This window comes from Bacteroides xylanisolvens XB1A, from assembly GCF_000210075.1.
GTDB lineage: Bacteria > Bacteroidota > Bacteroidia > Bacteroidales > Bacteroidaceae > Bacteroides > Bacteroides xylanisolvens.
The window spans coordinates 3,413,490-3,438,390 of the sequence record NC_021017.1; the positions used below are offsets into that span (position 1 = coordinate 3,413,490).

At 41.4% G+C, this 24,901-nt stretch carries 15 protein-coding genes and 2 pseudogenes; 15 read left to right on the forward strand and 2 right to left on the reverse strand.

Translation table 11 applies throughout. The features are described from left to right. The first annotated feature begins 8 nt into the window (after positions 1-8). The 10 genes and pseudogenes from BXY_RS13375 to BXY_RS23600 all read left to right on the forward strand — a co-directional run. A complete protein-coding gene (locus BXY_RS13375) occupies positions 9-2,105 on the forward strand; it encodes a RagB/SusD family nutrient uptake outer membrane protein (protein WP_004316857.1) in 2,097 nt (698 codons plus the stop codon). A gap of 19 nt (positions 2,106-2,124) precedes the next feature. Then, entirely contained in the window at positions 2,125-3,111 is a 987-nt protein-coding gene (locus BXY_RS13380; protein WP_004316856.1) for a DUF4973 domain-containing protein, read from the forward strand. Between the two features lie 42 nt (positions 3,112-3,153). Next, positions 3,154-5,055: a sialate O-acetylesterase gene (locus BXY_RS13385; protein WP_015532173.1), complete on the forward strand. Its 1,902-nt coding sequence runs from the start codon at positions 3,154-3,156 to the stop codon at positions 5,053-5,055. A 20-nt stretch (positions 5,056-5,075) separates the two neighbouring features. Then, positions 5,076-6,644 carry a hypothetical protein gene (locus BXY_RS13390; protein WP_004316854.1) on the forward strand — a complete coding sequence of 523 codons (1,569 nt, stop codon included), beginning with the start codon at positions 5,076-5,078 and terminating at the stop codon, positions 6,642-6,644. A gap of 45 nt (positions 6,645-6,689) precedes the next feature. Further along, a complete protein-coding gene (gene bglX, locus BXY_RS13395) occupies positions 6,690-8,969 on the forward strand; it encodes a beta-glucosidase BglX (RefSeq protein WP_004316853.1) in 2,280 nt (759 codons plus the stop codon). 294 nt (positions 8,970-9,263) lie between these two features. Further along, positions 9,264-9,695, forward strand: a complete 432-nt coding sequence (gene dut, locus BXY_RS13400) for a dUTP diphosphatase (protein WP_004309527.1) — start codon at positions 9,264-9,266, stop codon at positions 9,693-9,695. Between the two features lie 24 nt (positions 9,696-9,719). Next, entirely contained in the window at positions 9,720-11,492 is a 1,773-nt protein-coding gene (locus tag BXY_RS13405) for a tetratricopeptide repeat protein (protein WP_015532175.1), read from the forward strand. Next, complete coding sequence (locus BXY_RS13410; protein ID WP_004316851.1) at positions 11,489-12,067, forward strand: DUF4292 domain-containing protein; 579 nt, start codon at positions 11,489-11,491, stop codon at positions 12,065-12,067. The genes BXY_RS13405 and BXY_RS13410 overlap by 4 nt, the downstream gene beginning before the upstream one ends. After that, the gene (locus BXY_RS13415) at positions 12,064-13,365 is read left to right on the forward strand and encodes a murein hydrolase activator EnvC family protein (RefSeq protein ID WP_004316850.1); all 1,302 of its coding nucleotides are present in this window, start codon (positions 12,064-12,066) and stop codon (positions 13,363-13,365) included. Before BXY_RS13410 ends, BXY_RS13415 begins: the two co-directional genes overlap by 4 nt. A 20-nt stretch (positions 13,366-13,385) precedes the next feature. Then, positions 13,386-13,700 (forward strand): annotated as a pseudogene (locus tag BXY_RS23600) (ligand-binding sensor domain-containing protein); the annotation flags it as partial. A gap of 283 nt (positions 13,701-13,983) precedes the next feature. On the opposite strand, the gene BXY_RS13425 reads toward BXY_RS23600, so the two are convergent. After that, positions 13,984-15,141 (reverse strand): ATP-binding protein, encoded by a 1,158-nt coding sequence (locus BXY_RS13425; RefSeq protein ID WP_004316928.1) that lies wholly within the window; start codon positions 15,139-15,141, stop codon positions 13,984-13,986. A gap of 402 nt (positions 15,142-15,543) precedes the next feature. Between BXY_RS13425 and BXY_RS13430 the strand changes: the two genes are divergently transcribed. Together BXY_RS13430 and BXY_RS13435 are read left to right on the forward strand one after the other, a co-directional pair. After that, the gene (locus BXY_RS13430; protein WP_232286451.1) at positions 15,544-15,855 is read left to right on the forward strand and encodes an IPT/TIG domain-containing protein; all 312 of its coding nucleotides are present in this window, start codon (positions 15,544-15,546) and stop codon (positions 15,853-15,855) included. Positions 15,856-15,948: 93 nt separating this feature from the next. Then, positions 15,949-16,722, forward strand: a complete 774-nt coding sequence (locus BXY_RS13435; protein ID WP_004316930.1) for an IS5 family transposase — start codon at positions 15,949-15,951, stop codon at positions 16,720-16,722. A 709-nt stretch (positions 16,723-17,431) separates the two neighbouring features. Here BXY_RS13435 and BXY_RS13440 read toward each other — a convergent pair. Then, a pseudogene (locus BXY_RS13440) lies at positions 17,432-19,994 on the reverse strand (hypothetical protein). Between the two features lie 230 nt (positions 19,995-20,224). On the opposite strand from BXY_RS13440, the gene BXY_RS13445 reads away from it, so the two are divergent. From BXY_RS13445 to BXY_RS13455, 3 genes are read left to right on the forward strand one after another with little or no spacing between them, the layout of a single operon-like run. Next, a complete protein-coding gene (locus BXY_RS13445) occupies positions 20,225-21,817 on the forward strand; it encodes an arylsulfatase (RefSeq protein ID WP_032811581.1) in 1,593 nt (530 codons plus the stop codon). Between the two features lie 49 nt (positions 21,818-21,866). After that, positions 21,867-23,204 (forward strand): sulfatase family protein, encoded by a 1,338-nt coding sequence (locus tag BXY_RS13450; protein WP_134993574.1) that lies wholly within the window; start codon positions 21,867-21,869, stop codon positions 23,202-23,204. 55 nt (positions 23,205-23,259) lie between these two features. Beyond that, positions 23,260-24,636 carry an arylsulfatase B gene (locus tag BXY_RS13455; protein ID WP_015532178.1) on the forward strand — a complete coding sequence of 459 codons (1,377 nt, stop codon included), beginning with the start codon at positions 23,260-23,262 and terminating at the stop codon, positions 24,634-24,636. The last annotated feature ends 265 nt before the right edge of the window (positions 24,637-24,901 follow it).

Genomic DNA, 24,901 nt, shown 5'->3' on the forward strand with positions numbered 1-24,901 from the left:
TGAAAAGTATGAAATGGTTATATAATACTGGTGCTATACTATTTATGGTCTGCTATCTGGCATCGTGTAGCGATTATTTGGAGGTGGAACATAATTTCAAGGACCGCCTGACGATTGAGAAAGTGTTTACGAACAGGGATTATACGGATTCGTGGCTTTCCAACACTTATTCATATCTCAGAGACCAAAATCAGGATATTGGTGGAAAAGAGAGTGTGCCGACTAATTTTGCCGATGATATTTATTGGGCAGATTGGAATAATTGGGGGAATAAGAATATAGCAGGTGGTTATTATTCTTATTTCCGAAATGTGGAGTATAATGAGGATTGGATGCAAGAGACTTATACTAATTGCTATTTGGGTATCAATAAAGCATGTGTTTTTTTGAAGTATATCCACATGAATACGCAGCTGACAGAGGAAGAAAGGCTTGATTATGCAGCACAGGCACGCTTTGTGCGAGCTTACTATTACTGGTTGCTTTTGCGTAAGTATGGTCCCATTCCTTTGATTCCGGATGCCGGAGAAGATTATACACAGGATTATGATGCATTAGCCCGTCCGCGTAATACGTATGACGAATGCGTGGAATATATCACATCCGAGATGGTGTTGGCAGCCAAGGATCTTCCTTTGGAGCGAGGAGCCAACAATATAGCGCGTCCTACCCGTGGAGCTGCTTTAGCCACCCGTGCCAAAGTCCTTTTATATGCCGCCAGCCCGTTGATGAATGGCAATACCGATTCTTATGCACAACAAATGGTAGATGACGAAGGAAATCGTTTGCTTTCTGCCGAATACGATGAATCGAAATGGGCAAGGGCAGCTGCTGCTGCAAGAGATGTGATGGAGTTACCGGGAAATAATAATGGTCATCGCTATCAATTGTATGTCAAGAATCGTATAAGAGGTGGCGGTACGGACGATTATCCGGAGACCATCGAGCCGTTTGATGATAATAACTTCTCCAAAAAAAGTTGGCCGGACGGATATGCCGACATTGATCCTTTTGAGTCATATCGTTCTGTTTTTAATGGCGAACTCTCTGCTTATGCAAATCCGGAACTTATTTTTTCACGTGTGGATAACATAACGGTCGATCATAGTGGAGAAGGAACTAACTCACCGGATGGCATTGCAAACATGGTATTGCATCAGTTGCCGACGGTGGCCGGAGGATGGAGTATGCATGGAATGACACAGAAACAATGTGACTCCTACTACATGGCCGACGGTACTGATTGTCCGGGTAAAGATAAAGAGATAGGGCGGGGAGATGGAAGTGCCCGATTAAGCGGTTATGTGACCAGTGAAGATGTAGATGCCGGTCGCTACAAACCTTTGCGCGCCGGAGTTTCTTTACAATATGCCAATCGTGAACCCCGTTTCTATGCATCAGTCGCTTTCAATGGCAGTGTGTGGAATATGTCTTCATTGAATGGAAAAGATGGAGCTGCCAGTCCTAACCAGCAAGTCTGGTATTATCGTGGGACTTCCGAAGGATACAATGGCGGCAATCGTATATTTACAGGTATCGGTATCAAAAAATATGTGAACCCTTATGATGCTAAATACCAAAACAGTTTTTATTACAGGCAAAAAACAGAGACTGCTATTCGCTATGCGGAAATCCTATTGATTTATGCCGAAGCATTAAATGAACTGGATGGAAGTTATGACATCCCATCCTGGGATGGCTCGGCAATGTACACATTAAGACGTGATGTGAATGAACTGAAAAAAGGTATCCAGCCTGTTCGTATTCGTGCAGGTGTGCCTGATTATACCTCTTCCGAGTATCAGAATAAAGAAATGTTCCGGAAGAAACTCAAGCGCGAACGTCAGATAGAGTTTATGGGCGAGAACCACCGCTATTACGATTTAAGACGTTGGAAAGATGCTCCTCAGGAGGAAGAAACATTGATTTACGGATGCAATATGCTGATGGATGAAGCTCGCCGCGATTTGTTTCATACGCCGGTGGCAATTATGTCGTTGCCTGTCCGCTTTGTAGAAAAAAGCTATTTCTGGCCCTTTAGTCACGGACAGTTACAGCGCAATAAGCGGCTGACTCAAAACCCCGGTTGGACTTACTATGATTAACCTTTATAATAAAATGAATATGAAAGAAAGAATATATTATCCGTTACTTGCTGTTTTGATGGTATTGTTTTGCGCAGCTTGTAATGAAGAATGGACTGACGAACAATATGAACACTATGTTTCATTTAAGGCGCCGATGAATTATGCAAAAGGAGTGACTGATATTTATGTAAAATACAAGCCGAATGGCATGGTAACCTATCAGTTACCTCTCATTATGAGTGGCTCTACAATGGCCGGAAGTGATACGGAGGTACAGGTGGCGATAGATTCAGACACCTTGAAAAGTATCAACTGGGAGTATTTTCATAATAGAAAGGATTTGTATTACAGAGAGCTTACCTCCGGTTATTATGAGTTGAATGATATGAAAGTAATGATTCCAGCAGGCGATTGCATGGGAATTTTGGACATCAATTTTAAACTGAGTGGAATTGATTTGGTCGACAAATGGGTATTGCCGCTCACAATTGCAGAAAGTCCGACCGGCAGTTATGAGCCTCATCCAAGGAAGAATTACAAGAAAGCATTATTGCGTGTGATTCCTTTCAATGATTACTCAGGTACCTATTCTACCACAACTATGCAAGTAGGCTTTAAGGATGCCGGTAATAAAATGACTACTAATGAACGTACTGCATTTGTGGTAGACGAGCATTCCATATTCTTCTATGCAGGCTTGATAAACGAAGAGGAACTGGAACGCAGAAAGTACAAGATTATTTTCACGCTCAATGCCGACGGGACAGTTACCCTTTCTGCCCCCGATCCGGACATTCATTTCAAACTGATAAAAAATCCGACATGGAAAGTGACGGAGAAGATGGACGCATCATTGCCATATCTCAAACATAAGACGATTACTATTGAGAATTTCAAATATGAGTTTGATGATGTCACTTCTGTCCCGGGCACTCCTATAAGTTATACGGTTGAAGGGACAGTCAATATGGAGCGTAAAATTAATATTCAGATTCCGGATGAAGATCAGGCAATCGAATGGTGATAATTTGTAAGTCGGAGTGATATGTATAAATGGATTATATTAATGTCGGGATTATTTGCGTCACTGATCGCTTGTGCCAAAGTTAAGTTATCTCCTTTATTTTCCGATAATATGGTACTTCAGCAAGAGGCTGAAGTACCTGTTTGGGGAAAAGCATCTCCAGAAATGCGAGTTATAGTGATTCCTTCATGGAGTGGGGAGAAATATGAGAATATAGCTGACAGGACGGGTAATTGGAAAGTAAACATCAAAATCCCAAAAGCCGGGGGACCTTATCATTTAGAAATAATAGATGGAGAAAAAGTAAGATTGGAGAATGTAATGATTGGTGAAGTATGGCTTTGTTCCGGTCAGTCGAATATGCAAATGCCAGTAGAAGGATGGGGCAAAGTAAAAAACTATCAACAAGAGGTGGCACAGGCCAATTACCCGAATATACGCTTGATGACTGTGAGTAATACTATTAGTCTAAGTCCGTCGCAGGAGTTTACTGCTGTCGGAGGAGGATGGCAAGTGTGTTCATCGGGTACTATCCGGGAGTTTTCAGCAGCAGCCTATTTTTTCGGTAGGGAAATAGCACGCACGCAGCAGGTACCGGTAGGACTTATCTGTGCCCATTGGGGCGGTACTAATATAGAGTCGTGGATAAGTGCTCAAGCATTGGGCGAAGTTCCCGATTTTGTTGAGCAATTGAAGCTTATCCGAAGATTGGGAAACAAGGATTGTGATTTACAGGCGGAGGAAGAACAAAGGCAGGCAAAGATTTTGTCGTTAGATAAAGGAATGAGAAATGGAAAGCCTTTTTGGAATACTCTTTCTTATAATGACGAAGGATGGATATCTCATTCTTTCCCCGGAAATATCGAAAAGACTTTTCCTGATTTTGATGGTATTGTTTGGGGGCGAAAGACGGTGGATATTCCAGAACAATGGGAGGGAAAACCGTTGAGTTTACACATGGGGTATGTGGATGACGAGGATATTACTTATTTTAACGGAATCGAGATAGGGAGCACGAAAGGATATACTCATTCCCGTACTTATGAAATACCGGGTAATTTAGTAAAAGCGGGCAAAGCTGTAATTACTGTTCGTATCGTGGATACTGGAGGAGGGTGTGGCATCGGAGGTGAAATGAAGTTAAGCAAAGATGTCGGAGACTGGATTCTTATATCTGGTGAATGGAAGTGTAAAGTTGCCGCTCAATCTCATATTGATCCGGTGTTTGAGATGAATCCGAATGTGCAAACAGTGCTTTATAATGGGATGATTCATCCATTAGCACCTTACAAATTTCGTGGGGTTATTTGGTATCAGGGAGAGAATAATGTAGGGCGTGCTACACAATATAGGATATTGCTTCCATTACTTATTCAGAGCTGGCGTGAGGAATGGGGGAATGATTTTCCTTTCTACCTTGTGCAATTGGCTAATTATTTAGAGAGAGCAGATGAACCGGGAGACTCACAGTGGGCTGAATTACGAGAAGCGCAGCGCCAGACAGCTTTGTATTATGACAATGTGGGTATGGCCGTTACCATAGACATCGGCGATATGAATGATATTCATCCCAAAAACAAACAGGAAGTAGGGCGTAGACTTGCCTTATTAGCACGTGCCGATACCTATGGTGAGCGGATTGTTTGTAGTGGTCCGGTTTATCAGACTTACCGTGTGAAAGGAGACAAGGTTATTCTCTCTTTTGAGTGTGCAGACGGAGGATTAAAAACGTCTGATGGGAAAAAATTGACAGGGTTTGCCATAGCAGGGATAGACGGAAAATATCATTGGGCGGAAGCTGAAATCTGTGGAAATGAAATCATTGTATCATCGGAAATGGTAAAACATCCTTTGGCTGTTCGCTATGGATGGGGAGATAATCCTACATGTAACTTAATTAACGGTGCAGGATTACCGGCCTCTTCATTTCAAACTTTACGTTAAACTTAAAAAAAACAAGAAAAATGAAGAAACTTAACTTTTTATTTTTAGGCTTATTATCTTTTATGCCAATTTGGGGATGTAACGATGATGATTCATTACCGGAGGCTGTTGTTGAAGTCAAGGAAGGGCATAATGAAGATATTGTATCAGTCATTGATTATGATATTAAGAATGATGGAACACTGATTGGTTCTCAACTTAATAATTTGGTCGGTCAGTCTTATGGGAAAACGCTTTATTTTCCTGCCGGAACTTATAACTTGACGGAGCCTATCGTTCTGCCATTGGAATATACCAAAAATGTAAATCTTATTTTTGATAAGAATGCAACGGTTAAAAGTGATGTCCATTTGGAAGCATTGATTAAAGTAGGTTATTCAGAAACCTATTTTACCGATGTTTCACACCGGCGATTCTCTTATATTGAAGGAGGAATTCTGGATTGTTATAATGCAGATAATGGAATTCTAGTAAACGGAAGGAAGCAGTTGGTGCAGATACGTACGATGAGTCTGGTGCGAGGACGTAATACACATATCCGCATACACGTTCCTGAAGGTATTGGAACTGGTGGAACGGGTAGCTCGGATACAAAGATAGATAATGTAACAATTCAAGGCATCTCTTCGAATGATAATGTATACGGTATCTATATAGATGAATCTTGTTGTGATTGTAAGATATCTGACACTTTTATTTATTGTACAAAAGAAGCTTTAGTTACGAAATCTGCCGGTCATATATTGAACAATGTACATATTCTTTCTTGGGATACTACCGGAGGGACCCATCTTGAGGATGGTAAGAATTACCGTTCAACAGTCGGAATACGTATAGCTAGTGGCGGATTTTTTGTTTTCAATCAAATCTATTATGATACGATTGATAGAGGAATCGTCGTGAATGAGGGTTATAGTCCGGATTTGATGCTGGACCAACAGATTTCTTTTTCATATTTGAATAATTTTGGAACCAGCTTTATTCAGGCAGAAGGGAATAACCCCAATTTGAAAGTGAAGTTGTCCAATTCTACTTTTACTGTATTAAATGATAATTTTAAGATTCTAGATTGTCCTGTTGATTTGGTGGGATGGGATATTGCGGATAAGTTTTCTTTCCTGAATTGTGTAGTTGCTAATTCGCAGCGCTTGTATCCTTACGAAACGACTTTGATGCAGAAGCTTAGAGGGGTAAGTTCTGACGGGATAATATGGACAACTTTAGCTAATTATGATACGAATTGGAATGTATTAGGGGCTGTCATTTCTTCTCCAATGCGGAATACCCTTGAGATAGATTTAGCCGATAATTTGACTGTAAAACTTAATTTTATGTTTAAAGGTGTTGAACCTCTCTTGCAAGGTTATGAAGTGCTGGGAGAGGGAGTAGAGGATATTGAATTTGGATATGCTGTTTCCGGTCAGTTCTGTGTGTTGCTGTTCAGGGCAAAAAGGAGTGCTTCTTTCAATCCGATCATTTACGATACATTAGGTTCTGGGCGGTTTATGCCGACTCCGTATAAAGGCAAAAAATATACGCTTGTTGATTATGGGTTAAGTGATTCGGATATTAAGATTTTATCTCGTTAATGTAAGTATCTAAATAATGAAGTGATTATATAATAAGTAATAAACATGAAATATCAATACTTGTTATTAGGCGTTCTATATGGGTTGTTATTGTCTTCCTGTTCATTGTCGGCTGAAGAAGGAGATAAAGAGATGGATCGATATATTGCCAATCTGATGGGAAAGATGACACTGCACGAGAAGTTGGGCCAATTGAATCTTCCTTCCGGGGGTGATTTGGTTACTGGTAATGTAAATAGTGCCGAACTTACGAAAATGGTTCGTAACCAGGAGATTGGAGGCTTTTTTAATGTGAAAGGAATAAGAAAGATTGTTGATTTGCAGCGTATAGCCATTGATTCTACCCGTTTGGGAATTCCTTTGCTGGTAGGAGCTGATGTTATCCACGGTTATGAAACCATTTTCCCGATTCCTTTAGCGCTTTCTTGTAGCTGGGACACACTAGCTGTTGAACGTATGGCACGCATTTCTGCTGTAGAAGCCAGTGCGGATGGTATTTGCTGGACATTCAGCCCGATGGTTGACATTTGTCGCGACAGTCGTTGGGGGCGTATTGCAGAAGGTAGTGGTGAAGACCCTTATTTGGGTTCCCTGTTAGCAAAAGCCTATGTACGCGGTTATCAGGGAAATAATATGCAGGGAAAAAACGAAATTCTTTCCTGTGTAAAACACTTTGCATTATATGGCGCATCCGAATCAGGGAAGGACTATAATGTGGTTGATATGAGTCGCCAACGTATGTATAATGAATATCTTGCCCCATACAAGGCAGCTGTTGAGGCAGGTGTGGGTAGTGTGATGAGTTCTTTCAATTTGGTGGACGGCATTCCGGCTACGGCTAATAAATGGTTACTGACCGATTTGCTCCGGAATGAATGGGGCTTTTGTGGGTTGTTAGTGACGGATTATAATTCTATCGCCGAAATCTCCTCACATGGGGTTGCTCCTTTGAAAGAGGCTTCTGTACGTGCTTTACAGGCGGGTACGGATATGGATATGGTTTCTTGCGGTTTTCTGAATACATTGGAAGAATCTCTGAAAGAAGGGAAAGTTACGGAAGAACAGATTAATGCCGCTTGTCGCCGTGTATTGGAAGCAAAATATAAATTGGGCTTGTTTTCTGACCCGTATAAATACTGTGATACCCTGCGTGTGGAAAAAGAACTTTATACGACTGCTCATCGCGCGGTGGCGCGTAAAATCGCAGCTGAAACATTTGTTCTGTTGAAGAATGAGGATCATCTGCTTCCGCTCGAACGGAAAGGTAAGATTGCTTTAATTGGTCCTATGGCTGATGCCCGTAATAATATGTGTGGGATGTGGAGTATGACGTGTACTCCTTCCCGTCACGGGACATTATTGGAGGGAATTCGTTCGGCAGCAGGTGATAAGGCTGAAATACTGTATGCGAGAGGTAGCAATATATATCATGATGCGGAACTTGAAAAAGGAGGAGCTGGTATCCGTCCGTTAGAACGCGGCAATGAACTGCAATTGTTGGATGAAGCTTTGCATACGGCTGCCCGTGCAGATGTGATTGTTGCGGCTTTGGGAGAATGTGCTGAAATGAGTGGTGAATCGGCTTCACGTACGGAACTAGGGATTCCTGATGCTCAACAGGATTTGTTGAAGGCGCTGGTGAAGACGGGTAAGCCCGTAGTGTTGCTTCTTTTTACGGGGCGTCCGTTAGTTCTGAACTGGGAGGATGCCAATGTTCATTCTATCTTGAATGTCTGGTTCGGTGGAAGTGAAACAGGCGATGCTATTGCTGATGTATTGTTCGGTAAAGTGACTCCGGGCGGCAAGCTGACTACGACTTTTCCCCGTTCAGTGGGACAGCTTCCTCTGTACTATAATCATTTGAATACAGGTCGTCCCGATCCTGACAGTCATTCTTTTAACCGTTACTCCAGTAACTATCTGGATATGAGTAACGAACCTCTTTATCCTTTTGGGTACGGTTTGAGTTATACAAATTTCTCTTATGGGAATTTGCAACTTAGTTCGGATGTACTGTCCAAAAATGGGGAGTTGACAGTGTCTGTGACTGTGACCAATGACGGAGATTTTGACGGATATGAGATCGTACAAATGTATCTGCATGATATTTACGCTGAAATATCTCGTCCAGTGAAAGAGCTGAAAGGCTTTGAACGTATCTTCTTGAAAAAAGGAGAGAGTCGTGAAGTTAAGTTTGTTATCACGGAAGACGATTTGAGATTTTATAATTCAGGATTACAATACGTTTATGAACCGGGAGAATTTGATGTCATGGTAGGAGCAAACTCTCGTGATGTGCAGACTGAACGTTTTAGGGCAGATTGATCGTATATAAACTTTCTTTTTCTAAGATGTAAATATTCTTTTGATTATAACTAAATTATGGTTGCCGCTTTGGACTACAAAACAGAAACTTTCGGTTGTTGCTAAAGGCGGCAACATTGTGATTGGAAGTTCCGTTTATCATTTGAACTTAAAGATGCTTGACTTATCTTTTTATTTAGGATTTAGTTGTTTACCATTCGCAATTTGGTTGCAGGTACATTATTTAACTGCAAACTTAACTATTTTTCAGTTCAAAATGTGTATTTTCGCCCGTTAAATAGTAAACATGCATTTATGAATATTCAAGTTATCAATAAATCGAAGCATCCGCTTCCGGCTTATGCCACCGAATTGTCCGCAGGAATGGATATCCGTGCTAATCTTTCTGAACCTATCACACTGGAACCGTTGCAACGTTGTCTGGTGCCGACAGGATTGTATATCGCTCTGCCGAAGGGATTTGAGGCGCAAGTTCGTCCACGTAGCGGGCTGGCGATAAAGAAAGGTATCACAGTACTTAATTCTCCGGGTACGATTGATGCGGATTATCGTGGAGAAGTTTGTGTCATTTTAGTCAATCTCTCGTCCGAGGCTTTTGTTATTGAAGATGGCGAACGTATCGCGCAGATGGTGATAGCAAAGCATGAACAGCCTGTATGGCAGGAAGTGGAGGTGCTGGATGAAACGGAACGCGGAGCCGGTGGCTTCGGACATACCGGAGTATGATGAATGCTTAATCGAAAAAATAGAATGAAGATAAAAATAGGATGGCTGTTCGTGACGGTGTTAGTGCTCACTTCGTGTGGGGGAACTCGTTCTATGCGTACAGCAAAAACAGCAGTGAAGGCAGATGCATCCTTTTCGGTAAAAGAATCATTGCTTCCTGCTGAACAACAGCGTAAATATGACTACTTCTTTTTGGAAGCCATGCGGATGAAAGAAAAGAATGAGTATGATGCGGCATTTGGTTTGTTACAGCATTGTCTGGATATCAATCCGAACGCTTCTTCGGCACTTTATGAAATATCGCAGTATTATATGTTCCTCCGCCAGGTGCCGCAAGGTCAGGCGGCTTTGGAGCAGGCGGTGGCTTTTGCTCCTGATAATTACTGGTACAGTCAGGGGCTGGTCAGCCTGTATCAGCAACAGAACGAGTTGGATAAGGCTGTAACGTTGCTTGAGAAAATGGTAACCCGTTTCCCGTCAAAGCAGGAACCTTTGTTCAGTCTCCTTGATATTTACAGTCGTCAGGAGAAATATAACGATGTCATTTCTACATTGAACCGTTTAGAGAAACGCTTAGGTAAAAATGAGCAGCTTTCTATGGAGAAATTCCGTATTTATCTTCAGATGAAAGATGATAAGAAGGCATTTCAGGAAATAGAAAGTCTGGTACAGGAATATCCGATGGATATGCGTTATCAGGTGATATTGGGAGATGTGTATCTTCAGAATGGAAAAAAACAGGAAGCATACGATGCATATCAGAAGGTCCTGGCGGTAGAGCCTGACAATCCGATGGCTCTTTTTTCAATGGCTTCTTATTATGAACAGACCGGTCAGAAAGAGTTGTATCAACAGCAGTTGGATACTTTATTGCTGAATAAGAAGGTGACTTCGGATACCAAAATCAGTGTTATGAGACAGGTGATTGTGGAAAACGAACAGTCGTCTGCCAAAGATAGCACTCAAGTGATTGCCTTGTTCGACCGGATGATGAAGCAGGATATAGATGATCCGCAGATTCCGATGCTTTATTCTCAATATTTGTTGTCGAAGAATATGGAACAAGAGGCTGTGCCGGTATTGGAGCAGGTGGTTGATCTGGACCCTACCAATAAGGCTGCCCGGTTGATGCTGGTTAGTGCGGCGGTGAAGAAGGAAGACTACAAGCAAATTATCAAAGTCTGTGAACCGGGTATTGAAGCCACTCCCGATGCGTTGGAACTTTATTATTATCTGGCTATTGCTTATCATCAGGCAGAACAGACGGATAGTGTATTGAGTGTTTGCAGCAGAGCATTGGAACATGTAACTGCCGATACTAGAAAAGAAGTCATTTCGGATTTCTATTCAATCATGGGAGACATTTATCATACCAAGAAACAGATGGCGGAGGCTTATGCTGCTTACGATTCGTCTTTGGTGTACAATCCTTCCAATATTGGCGCATTGAACAATTATGCTTATTATCTGTCTGTGGAACGTCATGATTTGGACAAGGCGGAGGAGATGAGTTATAAAACGGTGAAAGCCGAACCTAATAATTCTACCTATCTCGATACTTATGCATGGATTCTTTTTGAAAAGGGAAACTATGCCGAAGCCCGTATTTATATTGACAATGCAATGAAGAACGATGGCGAGAAGAGTGATGTGATTGTGGAGCATTGCGGAGATATTTATTTTATGACCGGCGATGTGGAAGGTGCGTTGAAATATTGGAAGAAGGCACTGGAAATGGGTAGCGAGTCGAAAACGTTGAAACAGAAAATAGAGAAGAAGAAATATATTGCGGAATGAAAAGAATCATTTATCTACTGTTGTTGGTGGTAGTGGTGTTGGCCGGCTGTAAGAGTTCGAAGCACTTGGCAACCTCGGAAACTAAGACTTCGACAAAGGCTCCGACATCCAGTTACCTGGCTTCCAAGCTTCAGTTGACTATTCCCAGCAAGAAGGGAAGTATGTCTGTAGGGGGAACCATGAAGATGAAAACTCATGAGCGGGTACAAATCTCCTTATTGATGCCTATTCTGCGTACGGAAGTAGCACGTATAGAAGTTACTCCCGATGAAGTTTTATTGGTAGACAGGATGAATAAACGCTTTGTTCGTGCCACTAAAGCTGAATTGAAAAATGTATTGTCGAAGAATGTGGAGTTTTCCCGTTTGGAAAAGATATTGATGGATGCCTCTCTTCCTAGTGGAAAGACAGAACTGACAGGAAAAGATATAGGAATTCCTTCATTAGAAAAGGCTAAAGTCCAACTTTATGAGTTTTCCACACAAGAGTTTTCGATGACTCCGACGGAACTGACGTCCAAATATCGTCAAATCCCCTTGGAAGAATTAGTAAGAATGCTGGTAGCTTTATTATGATGAAACGTTTCTTTGTTATTCTAATCAGTTGCCTGTGGTTGGCAGTTCCTCTTTCCGCTCAATCGAACAAGTTGATTCGTGAGCTGGAAAGTAAACGCGGTGCGTTGCAAAAACAGATCGCCGAATCGGAATCTATATTGAAGGATACAAAGAAAGATGTGGGAAGCCAGTTGAATAGTCTGGCTGTATTGACCGGACAGATTGAAGAGCGGAAACGCTATATCATGGCTATCAACAATGATGTGGAGGCTATCCAGCGTGAACTGGCTTCATTGGAGCGTCAGTTGCACGGGCTGGAGAAGGATTTGAAAGATAAAAAGAAGAAATATGAAGCTTCTGTCCAGTACTTGTATAAGAATAAGTCGATAGAGGAGAAGCTTATGTTTATTTTTTCAGCAAAGAATTTGGGGCAGACTTATCGGCGTATGCGATATGTTCGTGAATATGCCACTTATCAACGTCTGCAAGGGGAAGAAATTTTAAAGAAACAAGAGCAGATACGCAAGAAGAAAGTGGAGCGTCAGCAAGTGAAAGCCGCCAAAGAGAACCTGCTGCGAGAACGTGAGAGCGAAAAGGTGAAGTTGGAAGAGCAGGAAAAAGAGAAACGTACGTTGGTGACTAATCTGCAAAAGAAGCAGAAAGGATTGCAGAATGAGATAAATAAAAAACGCAGGGAAGCCAATCGGCTGAATGCCCGCATCGATAAATTAATTGCGGAAGAAATAGAGCGTGCCCGTAAGCGTGCACAGGAAGAAGCTCGTCGTGAAGCGGCTGCCCGTAAGAAAGAGGAAAGCAAGGAGGGAAAATCTGCTACAACGGAAACAGCCGCCAAATCGAAACCTCTTGAGTCTTATACCATGAGTAAGGCGGATCGGGAATTATCAGGTAACTTTGCCGCGAATCGCGGGAAATTGCCAATGCCCATATCCGGCGCTTATATTATCACCAGCCGTTACGGGCAATATGCTGTAGAGGGTTTGCGTAACGTGAAACTGGATAACAAGGGTATTGATATTCAGGGAAAACCGGGTGCACAGGCGCGTGCCATTTTTGATGGAAAGGTGGCGGCTGTGTTCCAATTGAACGGATTATTTAATGTCCTCATTCGTCATGGCAATTATATTTCTGTTTATTGCAATCTTTCTTCTGCCTCCGTCAAAGCCGGTGATACGGTGAAGACAAAGCAATCCATCGGTCAGATCTTTTCTGACGGTACGGATAATGGACGGACGGTATTGCACTTCCAGCTGCGTAGGGAGAAAGAAAAGTTGAATCCTGAACCTTGGCTGAACCGATAATTGAATAAAAAACACGTAGAATGAAGTTAACTAAAATACTAATATGCTTGCTGATCTTCTGGAACGGAACATTATCCGCGTTTCCTTATTTTTCGTTCAAGAAATATTAGGTAGAAGATGGATTGTCTCATAATACCGTGTGGTGCGCCCTTCAAGATAGTTATGGTTTTATCTGGCTGGGTACCAGTGACGGATTGAACCGTTATGACGGACGGGGAAATAAAGTGTATCGGAATGTTCTCAACGAAAAGTTCTCATTAGAAAACAATTTTGTGGAAGCCCTGATAGAGGTGGACAAAAATATCTGGGTTGGAACAAACTCCGGACTTTATATTTAACGTGAATTCGTTGAACTCACGTTATCTAGTTTATTATCAGATGCGTATAGTTGATATGTCTTGTTTTTGTGTTGTAATTAGTTGGTTTTTCAGGTGTTTTTGTGGCCTATAAAAATGATTTATTTCTTGGATTTGGGTATTCCAGATTTTTTCAACGAATTCTAATTTTAGAACAAAATATCAACAATTCATACATGACAAAGAAATAATATATCCCCAAATGCAGTTTCAGGGATCTTACATAAGATGGAATAAAGATATGTATATTAGTGGCGGCGATTTAGAACAGACTAAAATGATTCCATCCATTCACTTGACCGACAGATGTTTTTATATCCCTATCTCCATTATAAATCGCGAAACATTGTTCCGTTGGAGTATTGGATAGTTTAGCCCATTTTGAAATACCTTTAAAGAAATCCGGTGAATAAGTTGCTCCTGATTTGATTTCATAGGCATATTGTTTTCCGCCAACCATTCTTAATAAGTCAACCTCATTGCCAGTACTATCACGCCAAAATGATAATCCCGGTTCGACGCCTCTATTATAGGATTCTTTTACAAATTCATTGATGATAAGATTTTCGAACAATCCTCCACGTAAAAAATGAGTAGTTATTTGTTCTGTATTTTGTATGTCAAGTAAAGAACAGGCTAGCCCTGTATCATAAAAATATAACTTAGGAGTTTTTACTAATCGCTTGGCATAATTGTTGTAATCTGGCTTCAGTAAATAACAGATATAACTTGCTTCTAATATAGATAACCAGTTAGTAGCTGCTGTGACAGAAATTCCACATTCATTTGCTAATGATGAAAGATTTAATAATTGACCTATGCGACCTGCACATAATTTGAGGAATTTAATAAATTTGCTTAGATCTCCAATGTTACGCAATAATCTTACATCTCTTTCTACATATGTTTGTATATAGAAAGGATAATAATCATCCGGATTTATTGCTTTATCATAAATACGTGGATAAGCTCCCTTAAAAATTTCTTCATTTACATTGGATGGCAATATTTCTCCTTTTTCCATTTCATAATGCGAAAACGGTAGTAGCTTGAGTACTGCCGTACGTCCAGCTAATGATTGATTCACACTTTCCATTAATAAGAAGTTATGAGAACCAGCCAGCATATACATACCTTCTTTATTCTCTTTATCGGTATGCGTTTGAATATAAGAGAAAAGTGACGGAACTCTTTGAACTTCATCGATAATTGTTTTATCTGGATAGGTGGAAAGAAATCCTCTCGGATCATCTGTAGCAAATAGTCTCATATCAGGATCTTCCAAAGACACATATTCATAGTCCTGAAAGGAATTTCTCAATAATGTTGATTTTCCAGATTGTCTAGGTCCTGTCAATGTGACAATCGGATATTTATTTGCCATTTCAATTAACTTGGATTTCAATATTCTTTCTATCATTGCTGCTCTTATTTTACTGTTTGCAAATTTAATCTTTAAAAGTGAATTTGCAAAACATCTCCATTTTTTTAACTCAAAGTTTTCTATTTATATTAGATCCTTTACAATCATATCTGCAGCATACTATAAGTAATTATAATTTAAGCAGCCTGTCATTGAGCTGGATTTAAACAATGACAAGCTGCTTATTATTTATCTTATATTCAATAATGTACCTTCTATCTGTTCTACGGAGCGTATCTAAGCTATTTTAGCATCAAAGAATTTCTTAAAAACAAGAACTTACATTCAACAACTGATTCGCATGAATAACTGAATTCATACTCTACAATTAGTATTAGCAGCTGTAAAGATGATAAAGATGCGTCTGCAGTTGCCCATGACCCAAACCAACCAATAGAAGTGACAGATTTTACTCCTAAATCTGGGGGGGGAGGAAATACACGAATGGTGATATATGGAGCTAATTTTGGAACGGATCCTTCTATTATTTCCGTGAAAATAGGAGGGAAAGAAGCAATAGTTGTCAGCTCAAAAGGAAACAGTCTTTATTGTCTCACTCCTTCATTGTGCTTTGAAGGTAGTGTCGAAGTAAAAATAGGAAAACAATCTTCCAAAGCGCAGGCTAAGTATGAATATGAGCCACAACTGGTAGTTTCCACTTTGTGCGGATATTTAGATGAATATGGTAAGAAGCTGTTTAAAATTTATTGAAAATAAACGTTATTGCAATGAATAATATATTGTAAATCAGTAGGTTAATCGGAGGTTTGTTCGTAACTTTATGAGTGTCAATTAATTAGAGTTATGGGACAATACTCAACTAACCTTACTGATAAACAGTGGCAAGTTATAGAAAAAATTATAAATCCGCAAGAAAGGAGGCGAAAACATTCTCTCAGAAACATCATGAATGCGATTCTATATCTTCTCAAAACAGGCTGTCAGTGGCGCATGATTCCCAAGAATTTTGCTCCGTGGGAGAGCGTATACTACTATTTTAGCAAGTGGAAAAACGAGGGCATCATTGAGGAGCTCCTTGATACACTTCGCTCTATGGTACGCATCCAGTCCGGTCGCAACGAAAGCCCCAGCATGGGCATTATAGACTCACGAAATGTCAAGACTTCACATCATGTAGATTCTGTTCGAGGACTTGACGGCAACAAGAAGATTAAGGGCAGAAAACAGCATATAATCGTTGACAGCCAAGGTTATCTGATGTCTGTAGCCGTGCATGAAGCCAATGTTCATGACAGCAAGGGTGCTCCGAAGGTCATTGAGAGGCTATCCTACAAATTTCCTCGTCTTGCCAAAATCCTTGCGGATGGTGGCTATAGAGGAAGCCTTGCAGATTGGGTATTTGACAAATTCAAATGGGAACTTGAAGTCGTTCTCAGACCTGATGAATGCCCGTCAAAGTTCAAGGTCATTCCGAAACGATGGATTGTTGAAAGAGCATTCGCATGGCTGGAAAACTTCAGAAGGCTGACAATAGACTACGAGTTCCATGCTGATACTGCAGAGACTATGGTTCAACTTGCTTTCTGCAAAATCATGCTTAACAAAATTATTGTGTAATTTTTAAACAGTTTCTTATTTAAAAAGAAAATTTATCTCATTTAATATTGAATACGAATTCAATGATGTAACAAGTACTAAAGGTGTCAAAATTCCTTATAAAGTAAAGGGAACGATGACACTTCAACGGAATATTAACACACAGATCCCAGATGAGGACCAGTAAATTGAATGGTAATATGGACGAATGAAATAAGAGAGTTTGATAAACTAACTCTAAGTACGAGGGTATCCTTTTCGGACACCCTCTTTACTTATAATAGATCATGATTAGTTACTTCCATTTCTGTTCATCTATTTTTTCCTTTATTGATTTGTATTTTTCCCTTTCTCTTAAAAAACTTCTCTACTTTTGTTCTGTAAGTCGGTCACACGAAACCGACAAAAATGTTAATTAAATCGTAATAATTATGGACATTTAAAAATGTTTGTCTTAGTTGGGAGCTTTATTACCCATGGCAATGATTGCTTATTGGCCGAAAGGAGTTAAAAAGAACGTGGGTGGAATGACATCTGTCAAAAGCATACGAAGCATGGGCTAAGCATTGCGTGGTAGAACCTTACCCGGGACAGAAAAAGAAATAACTGTCATTCCATTTAAAACGGAATGAATAAAAAATTGAATGAATAATGGGGATGAAGGATTCCGGATCAGGAATAACTTCATCCTCATTAATAATATCTGCTATGAGGTTATCTACAACAAGAACTATTGCTCCGCTTGCCCGATGGTAGAATACTTCATGCTTCCTATTTGTCCATCCTTACTCATCGTTTCCGCCTGAATAATCACTGGAGTGGAATATTGGTTATTGTAACATTCAATCACCGCTTTTCCATTTTCATCTGTCCGTACAGACGGGTTCCAGTAGAGCGTCCGTCTTTTGTCCACTTTATCCATATACAATTCTTTGGTCGGGTAGGCAGGTGAATAATATTCCAATGCATGAGTATATCCCTGAATGACTGTTTGCCGGGTACCAAGTACGGCAGTCTGACTTTTGTTCAATACATCGCGTCTGGGTAGGGGAATCAGGTAGAAAACACTGTATTTATCCAGTTTGCTGATATCCACTCCCGTGCTATCCGTAACTTCGGACATTTTGGTGTTTTGGATAATCTCGTCATCGATGCCTCCTGTTTCCTTTACTGATGATTATGGAAGCCAATCCATCCACTTCGGTCAGCATCATTTGAGTTTCTGTCTCGGATAAAATGTGATTATCCATGATATAGCAGATTGGTTTCTGCCGATAAGTAAGCTTGTCATTACTACGATCCCAATCGAATTGCGGACTCAACTTTTCCATTAATTCCGGAATAGTTGTGACAATCTTCCCATTGTCACGTAATAAATCAACAGAACGGCGTACATCGTAATAGGCGTCAATGCTTTTCTCATTGATTTTAGTAGCCATATTATTTCCTTGTCGGCGTTTACTTTTTATTTCCACTTCATCCAATACATAAAGCCCTTCTACTTTCCGGATAGAATCCATGTATAGAGAATCAAAATTCTCGGCTTTTTGTTGCCAGTGGGTCAAGTCCTTCCATTCAGGATGAAGTTCCTTGTAACCATAGGCTCGGGGAGCAGGTGAGAAATTACGGTCGATCAGGATGGATGCATCCTTGTTGCGTTCTTTACCGACTTTCCGGGTTTGGATCACCGCTTCCGTGGTTCCTTCAAAGTCTTCGACAGGAATGGTGAAACGACCGTTTTCATCGGTCACGGTTCCTCCAGTGATAAATTGGTCATCTTTCTTCACTATTACACTAAGTGCTATATCTTTCAGCTTATTTTTGAGGATCGTTGATTTAACCTGCCCGTTCAGCACTAATTGTGCTTCCGGTAACTGCAATGGAGTGAAAGGAGCAGTAGAAATGGCTTGGCTCATGTCATATTTACGCCATCCATGCACGATTAATAATATATCCAGTTCCGTTTGCTTCCGGGGAGACGGCGATGCAAAATAATAACCGGGCTGATGGATATATCCTTTTAAATCAGATGTTAATAGCAAATCAGTGAAAATGTTATTGTCATACTCCAGATAATCTGACCGGACGGCATCCCGGATACTGACCGATACATCTCCCGATATCGGTTCTCCCTTGGCATTCTTTACCTGTAACTCACAACGAATAGGAGCGTAGGGAGTATACACCTCTTTCAGTCCCTCTGCGGATAGTTGTAGAGGGGCACGTGGATTGGAAAAGACAAAACGCTCGCATAACGTATTACCAGCTCGGTTGATGAGGCTGACTTGCAGTACACCTGCCGGTAGTTTGCGGGTAGGCAGAATGAACTCTTGTGGAGTGTCCGCCCGGCAACTAATCAGTTGATGAACATACGGCCGCCCTTGATGACTGATAAATACAGCCAATGTATCTTGAGGAGTAGCGGCATTGCAGGATACTTTCACCAAAAGGGCACCGGCATTGTTGACAGTACTCAATACATATCCGTTAGGTAACGCCTGTGGAAGGGTAAATTCATACTTCTTTCCTTGAAAATCGACTTTGGCAACAGCCGGTTGTGCAGAAGGCGTATATTTAAAATGCCCCATTCCATCGTGCAAAGTCTCGAAAGAAGAGATTTCTGCTCCTTCTTTGGTATAAATCGTTCCTGACAATTCTATATTCCCTTCATCTTTACTCTCCGCCTTGAAAGCCACTTGCGAAGTCACTCCTTCCACTAATTGCCCTCCTTCAGGGAAAAAGCGCACACTCAACTTCTCCTTTGTTTCCAACGGACGGTTCTCCATCGACGGACTAAGTTCGTAAGTCGTGATGCTACGTTCCAGCTTATCACTATTCGTCAGTTGATAAATAGGGAAAGTACGTGAGAAATACTGCGGTTCGCTGAAGGCAAGCATCCAGCGAGTATAGGCACGTACCTCATAATAGCCGGATAACATGGAATGGGGAAGAACGAATTGTCCGTTCCCTTCCCCCTGTGTCAGTTTGATGATTTGCTTATCTGTTATATGTCCTGTCTGATCCACCAATTCCACATACAGGGGGCGGCTGATCTGACTGAAAATCTGTTGTCCGGCAAGAGTAACATAGGCTTTGAACCAAATAGTGTCACCGACGTAATAACTCGTATTGTCAAAATGCAAATACGCTTTCTCCCGTGGAAAGTTGTTGGCAAATGTCTGTGCCTGGTTCATGTATTGTTGGAATATAACTTTGGCAGGAGGAGTCTCTCCCCATGCTATTGCTAGTGATAAACAAAAAGAAAGAAGAAAAAGAATTCGTTTGTTTTTCATTTCAATAGGTTTTTAACTAAAATGCAAAGTTAGAATATATTGACCTAAAAATAGAAAATTAATTGTTCAATAAAGGAAAAAAACTATTCAGAGTAGAAATAAAAGTTCATGGACGCATTGTATATCTGTTGGATAGCATATATACCAGATTTTATTCTTTATTGATTAGCATTTTTCCTTCCTTTTGCATAAACTTCTCTATTTTTGTTTTTCAGATAATTGATAATACTATGGTAAAGAAAAATTTCTTGATGACTGCACCCTTACTGATGGCGTCATTTTGTTCGGCACAGGAAAAACCGAACGTTGTACTGATTATGGTAGATGATATGGGCTATTCCGATATTGGCTGCTATGGTGGAGAAATACTGACCCCTAATATTGATGCATTGGCATCCAAAGGAGTACGTTTCACACAATTCTACAATACTTCACGTTCATGCCCCACCCGGGCTAGTTTAATGACAGGATTATATCAGCACCAGACGGGTATCGGGCAGATGTCCGAAGACCCGTTTAATCAACCCAATCAAAAGAGCCCGAACGACTGGGGAGTGCCGGGATATAAAGGATTCTTGAACCGGAACTGTGTTACGATAGCCGAGGTATTGAAAGAAAGTGGCTACCATACTTATATGGCTGGTAAATGGCATCTGGGGATGCATGGAGAAGAAAAGTGGCCTTTGCAACGGGGATTTGAACGCTTCTACGGGATTTTGGCAGGAGCTTGCAGCTATCTCCGTCCATCGGGGGGACGTGGCTTGACTCTTGATAACACGAAACTTCCGGTACCGGAAGCACCTTATTATACAACAGATGCATTTACCGATTACGCAATCCGCTTCGTTGACGAACAGAAAGACGATAAACCTTTCTTCCTTTATTTAGCTTTCAACGCTCCTCACTGGCCGTTGCAGGCAAAAGAAGAAGATATTCAAAAATTCACGAAGATCTATCGTGAGAAAGGATGGGATGAAATTCGTGAAGCAAGGCGCAAACGGATGACCAAGTTGGGAATCATCGAACCGAATACAGAGTTTGCCGAATGGGAAAACCGGAAATGGAATGAATTGACGGAACAGGAGAAAGATAAAGTAGCCTATCGGATGGCTGTTTATGCAGCACAGGTGCATTGTGTAGATTATAATGTGAGAAAGTTGCTGGATTACTTGAAAAAGAATCGTAAACTGGATAACACGCTTGTCATGTTTCTATCCGACAACGGTGCTTGTGCCGAGCCATACGCTGAATTGGGAGGCGGAAAAGTGTCTGAAATCAACGACCCGGCTTGTAGCGTATTCCCTTCTTACGGAAGAGCATGGGCGCAGGTTTCCAATACTCCGTTCCGGAAATACAAATGCCGTTCTTATGAAGGAGGTATTTCCACTCCTCTCATCGTGTCGTGGAAAAGCAATCTGAAGAATAAAAAAGGTGAATGGTGTCGTGTTCCCGGTTATCTGCCGGACATTATGCCGACTATTCTGGAAGCAACAGGAGCCACTTATCCGGAAACTTATCACGGTGGAAACAGAATATATCCATTAGTAGGCAGTAGTCTTTTCCCAGCTATTCAGAAGAAAACAGACTCTTTGCATGAATATATGTATTGGGAACATCAGAACAATAGAGCGATCCGCTGGGGAAACTGGAAAGCAATCCGCGACGAAAAAGGAAAAGAATGGGAATTGTACGATGTGGTTAAAGACCGTACCGAACGTAACAATCTAGCGGAACAGCACCCTGAAGTGCTTACCAAGTTAGTTGCCGAATGGGAGAAATGGGCGAATGCAAACTTTGTATTACCCAAACATCCGAAGAAATAAATAAAGGAGGAACACAAAATGAATAAATTAAGTAAGTGCATCTGTAGCCTTGGGAGCTACCAGCCTGTCTTTCGCCCAGCAAACGGAAAAACCGAACTTCCTATTGTTCATAGCCGACGACTGTTCTCATTATGATCTGGGCTGTTATGGCAATGTTGATTCGAAGACTCCGAATATCGACCATTTTGCCACACAGGGAGTACGCTTCACACAAGCCTATCAGGCTGTTCCGATGTCATCGCCTACCCGCCATAATCTATATACAGGTGTATGGCCTGTACGCAGCGGAGCTTACCCTAATCACACTTGTGCCAATGAAGGCACATTGAGCGTTGTACATCATCTGCAACCGTTGGGTTATAAAGTCGCGTTGATCGGGAAATCGCATATTGCCCCGAAATCAGTATTTCCTTTCGACCTTTATGTACCTCCTTTGAAAGGTGTGGACTTGAATTTTGAAGCAATTCAGAAATTTATTTCCGATTGCAAGGCGAAAGGCGAACCTTTCTGTCTGTTTGTAGCCTCCAATCAACCGCATACTCCTTGGAATAAAGGCGATGCCTCTCAATTTAATGCGGACAAACTGACACTGCCTCCTATGTATGTAGATATTCCCCAGACTCGCGAGTTGTTTACTCATTATCTGGCAGAGATCAATTATATGGATCAGGAATTTGGTAATGTCCTTTCTATCCTGGATCAGGAAAAAATGACGGATAAATCTGTTGTCGTATATTTGAGTGAACAAGGCAACAGCCTGCCTTTTGCCAAATGGACTTGTTATGATGCGGGGGTACACTCTGCTTGTATCGTTCGCTGGCCGGGAGTGATTAAGCTGGGAAGCGTGAGTGACGCGTTGGTGGAATATGTCGATATTGTCCCTACTTTTGTCGATATAGCAGGAGGAAAACCGCTGGCGAAAGTAGATGGCGAAAGCTTCAAACCGGTATTGACAGGCAAGAAGAAAGCACACAAGGAATATTCTTTCTCCCTTCAGACCACGAGAGGCATCAATGCCGGATCGCCTTATTATGGCATCCGTTCGGTATACGACGGTCGATACAGATATATTGTCAATCTCACCCCGGAAGCTACTTTCCAGAATGTTGAAACAAAATCTCCTTTGTTTAAAAAGTGGAAAAGTCTGGCGGAAACGGATAGTCATGCAAAAGCGATGACGATTAAATACCAGCATCGTCCTGCTATCGAATTGTATGATGTGAAGAACGACCCGTATTGTATGAAGAATCTGGCGGAAGACGCGAAACAAGCTTCTACCATCAGCCGTCTGGATAAAGAGCTGAAACGCTGGATGAAGGATTGTGGAGACGAAGGACAACCTACCGAAATGCGTGCCTTCGAACACATGCCGGGAAAGAGAAAATAAGCCGTCACACATCAAAACGAATAAAACACAGAATGTAATTTATAAATCGTATATCATGAAAGAAGAATTTTTTGGTTTGCTTTGTGGATGTACTCTGCTTCCGGCATTTCTTCATGCGCAGACAGAGCGTCCCAATATTGTGATTGTATTGGCCGATGATTTGGGTTGGGGAGATGTAGGATTTCATGGTAGTGAAATCAAGACTCCCAGTCTGGATGCTCTGGTGGGCGAAGGAGTGGAACTCGAACGCTTTTACACTTCTCCCATCAGTACGCCCACCCGTGCGGGACTGATGACGGGACGTTACCCGAACCGGTTTGGTGTCCGTTCGGCTGTTATTCCGCCCTGGCGTGAAGACGGACTGGATGAGAATGAAGAAACGATGGCCGATATGCTGGCACGTAACGGATATAAGAACAGAGCCATTATCGGTAAATGGCATCTGGGACATACGAAGAAAGTGCATTATCCGATGAATAGGGGCTTTTCGCACTTCTATGGTCATCTGAACGGTGCGATAGATTATTTCGACCTGACGCGTGAGGGTGAACTGGATTGGCATAATGATTGGGAAACTTGTCATGACAAGGGCTATTCTACCGAATTGATAACCCAAGAAGCCATCCGCTGTATCGATGCATACGAGAAAGAAGGTCCGTTTATGTTGTATGTGGCCTATAATGCACCTCATACACCTTTGCAGGCACAGGAAAAAGATATAAAACTCTATACAGACAATTTCGACAGCCTGACACCGAAAGAACAGAAAAAAGCGACTTACAGTGCAATGGTTTCTTGTATGGACAGGGGAATCGGTGCTATTGTAGATGCCTTGAAGAAGAAAGGAATTATGGACAACACTTTCTTTATCTTCTTTAGTGATAACGGCACTGCCGGTGTTCCGGGATCCTCATCAGGACCTTTGCGTGGACATAAATTCGACGAGTGGGATGGAGGGGTACATGCACCGGCTGTTCTTTATTGGAAGAAGGCAGAGAAACAATATAAGAACTTGAGCTCACAAGTGACGGGCTTTGTTGACCTTGTTCCCATGTTGAAAGATTTGGTAGGAGATCACAGCCGTCCGAAACGTGAATATGACGGTATTAGCATTCTCCCTGTATTAAACGGTAAAAAGACCTGTATCGACCGCGACTTTTATCTGGGACACGGAGCAGTAGTCAATAAAGACTATAAACTGATAAGAAAAGGTATGAAACCGGGTCTGGATTTGAAACAGGACTTCCTGGTTGATTATAAAACAGATCCTTACGAAAAGAAAAATGCCAGCGCAGGAAACGAGAAAATTGTGAAGGCTTTGTATGAGGTTGCCCTGAAATATGACACGATCACTCCTTGTATACCGGAAGTACCTTACGGTAAAGGTCGTGACGGATTCAAAGCTCCTAAAGAATGGAAAGTAGTACGTTGAATCTGTTAACCCTATGAATTGAAAATAATACAAGATGGAAAAATCAATGATTAGTTTATGCCTCCTAGGAGGATTGGCGATAGGGAATGGGTTTGCCCAAACTCCTTCGAAGCCATCCGCGCTATATGTCATTCCGTATGCTTTGTCGTTATTCGGTCGCGCGCACTAGAAGAGATTTATTTCTCATCTTTTTATTGCGCATTTCTCATTCAGATAACCATATGCTTTCATGTTTTCCATTCGTTCTCACCTTGTTTTTAATAAG

Bases quoted from the DNA above. Each gene is read 5' to 3' on its own strand.
- BXY_RS13385 (WP_015532173.1), top strand. From the start codon at position 3,154: ATGTCGGGATTATTTGCGTCACTGATCGCTTGTGCCAAAGTTAAGTTA.
- BXY_RS13415 (WP_004316850.1), top strand. From the start codon at position 12,064: ATGATGAAACGTTTCTTTGTTATTCTAATCAGTTGCCTGTGGTTGGCA.
- BXY_RS13410 (WP_004316851.1), top strand. From the start codon at position 11,489: ATGAAAAGAATCATTTATCTACTGTTGTTGGTGGTAGTGGTGTTGGCC.
- bglX (WP_004316853.1), top strand. From the start codon at position 6,690: ATGAAATATCAATACTTGTTATTAGGCGTTCTATATGGGTTGTTATTG.
- BXY_RS13445 (WP_032811581.1), top strand. From the start codon at position 20,225: ATGGTAAAGAAAAATTTCTTGATGACTGCACCCTTACTGATGGCGTCA.
- dut (WP_004309527.1), top strand. From the start codon at position 9,264: ATGAATATTCAAGTTATCAATAAATCGAAGCATCCGCTTCCGGCTTAT.
- BXY_RS13435 (WP_004316930.1), top strand. From the start codon at position 15,949: ATGGGACAATACTCAACTAACCTTACTGATAAACAGTGGCAAGTTATA.
- BXY_RS13405 (WP_015532175.1), top strand. From the start codon at position 9,720: ATGAAGATAAAAATAGGATGGCTGTTCGTGACGGTGTTAGTGCTCACT.
- BXY_RS13380 (WP_004316856.1), top strand. From the start codon at position 2,125: ATGAAAGAAAGAATATATTATCCGTTACTTGCTGTTTTGATGGTATTG.
- BXY_RS13455 (WP_015532178.1), top strand. From the start codon at position 23,260: ATGAAAGAAGAATTTTTTGGTTTGCTTTGTGGATGTACTCTGCTTCCG.
- BXY_RS13390 (WP_004316854.1), top strand. From the start codon at position 5,076: ATGAAGAAACTTAACTTTTTATTTTTAGGCTTATTATCTTTTATGCCA.
- BXY_RS13375 (WP_004316857.1), top strand. From the start codon at position 9: ATGAAATGGTTATATAATACTGGTGCTATACTATTTATGGTCTGCTAT.
- BXY_RS13425 (WP_004316928.1), bottom strand. From the start codon at position 15,141: ATGATAGAAAGAATATTGAAATCCAAGTTAATTGAAATGGCAAATAAA.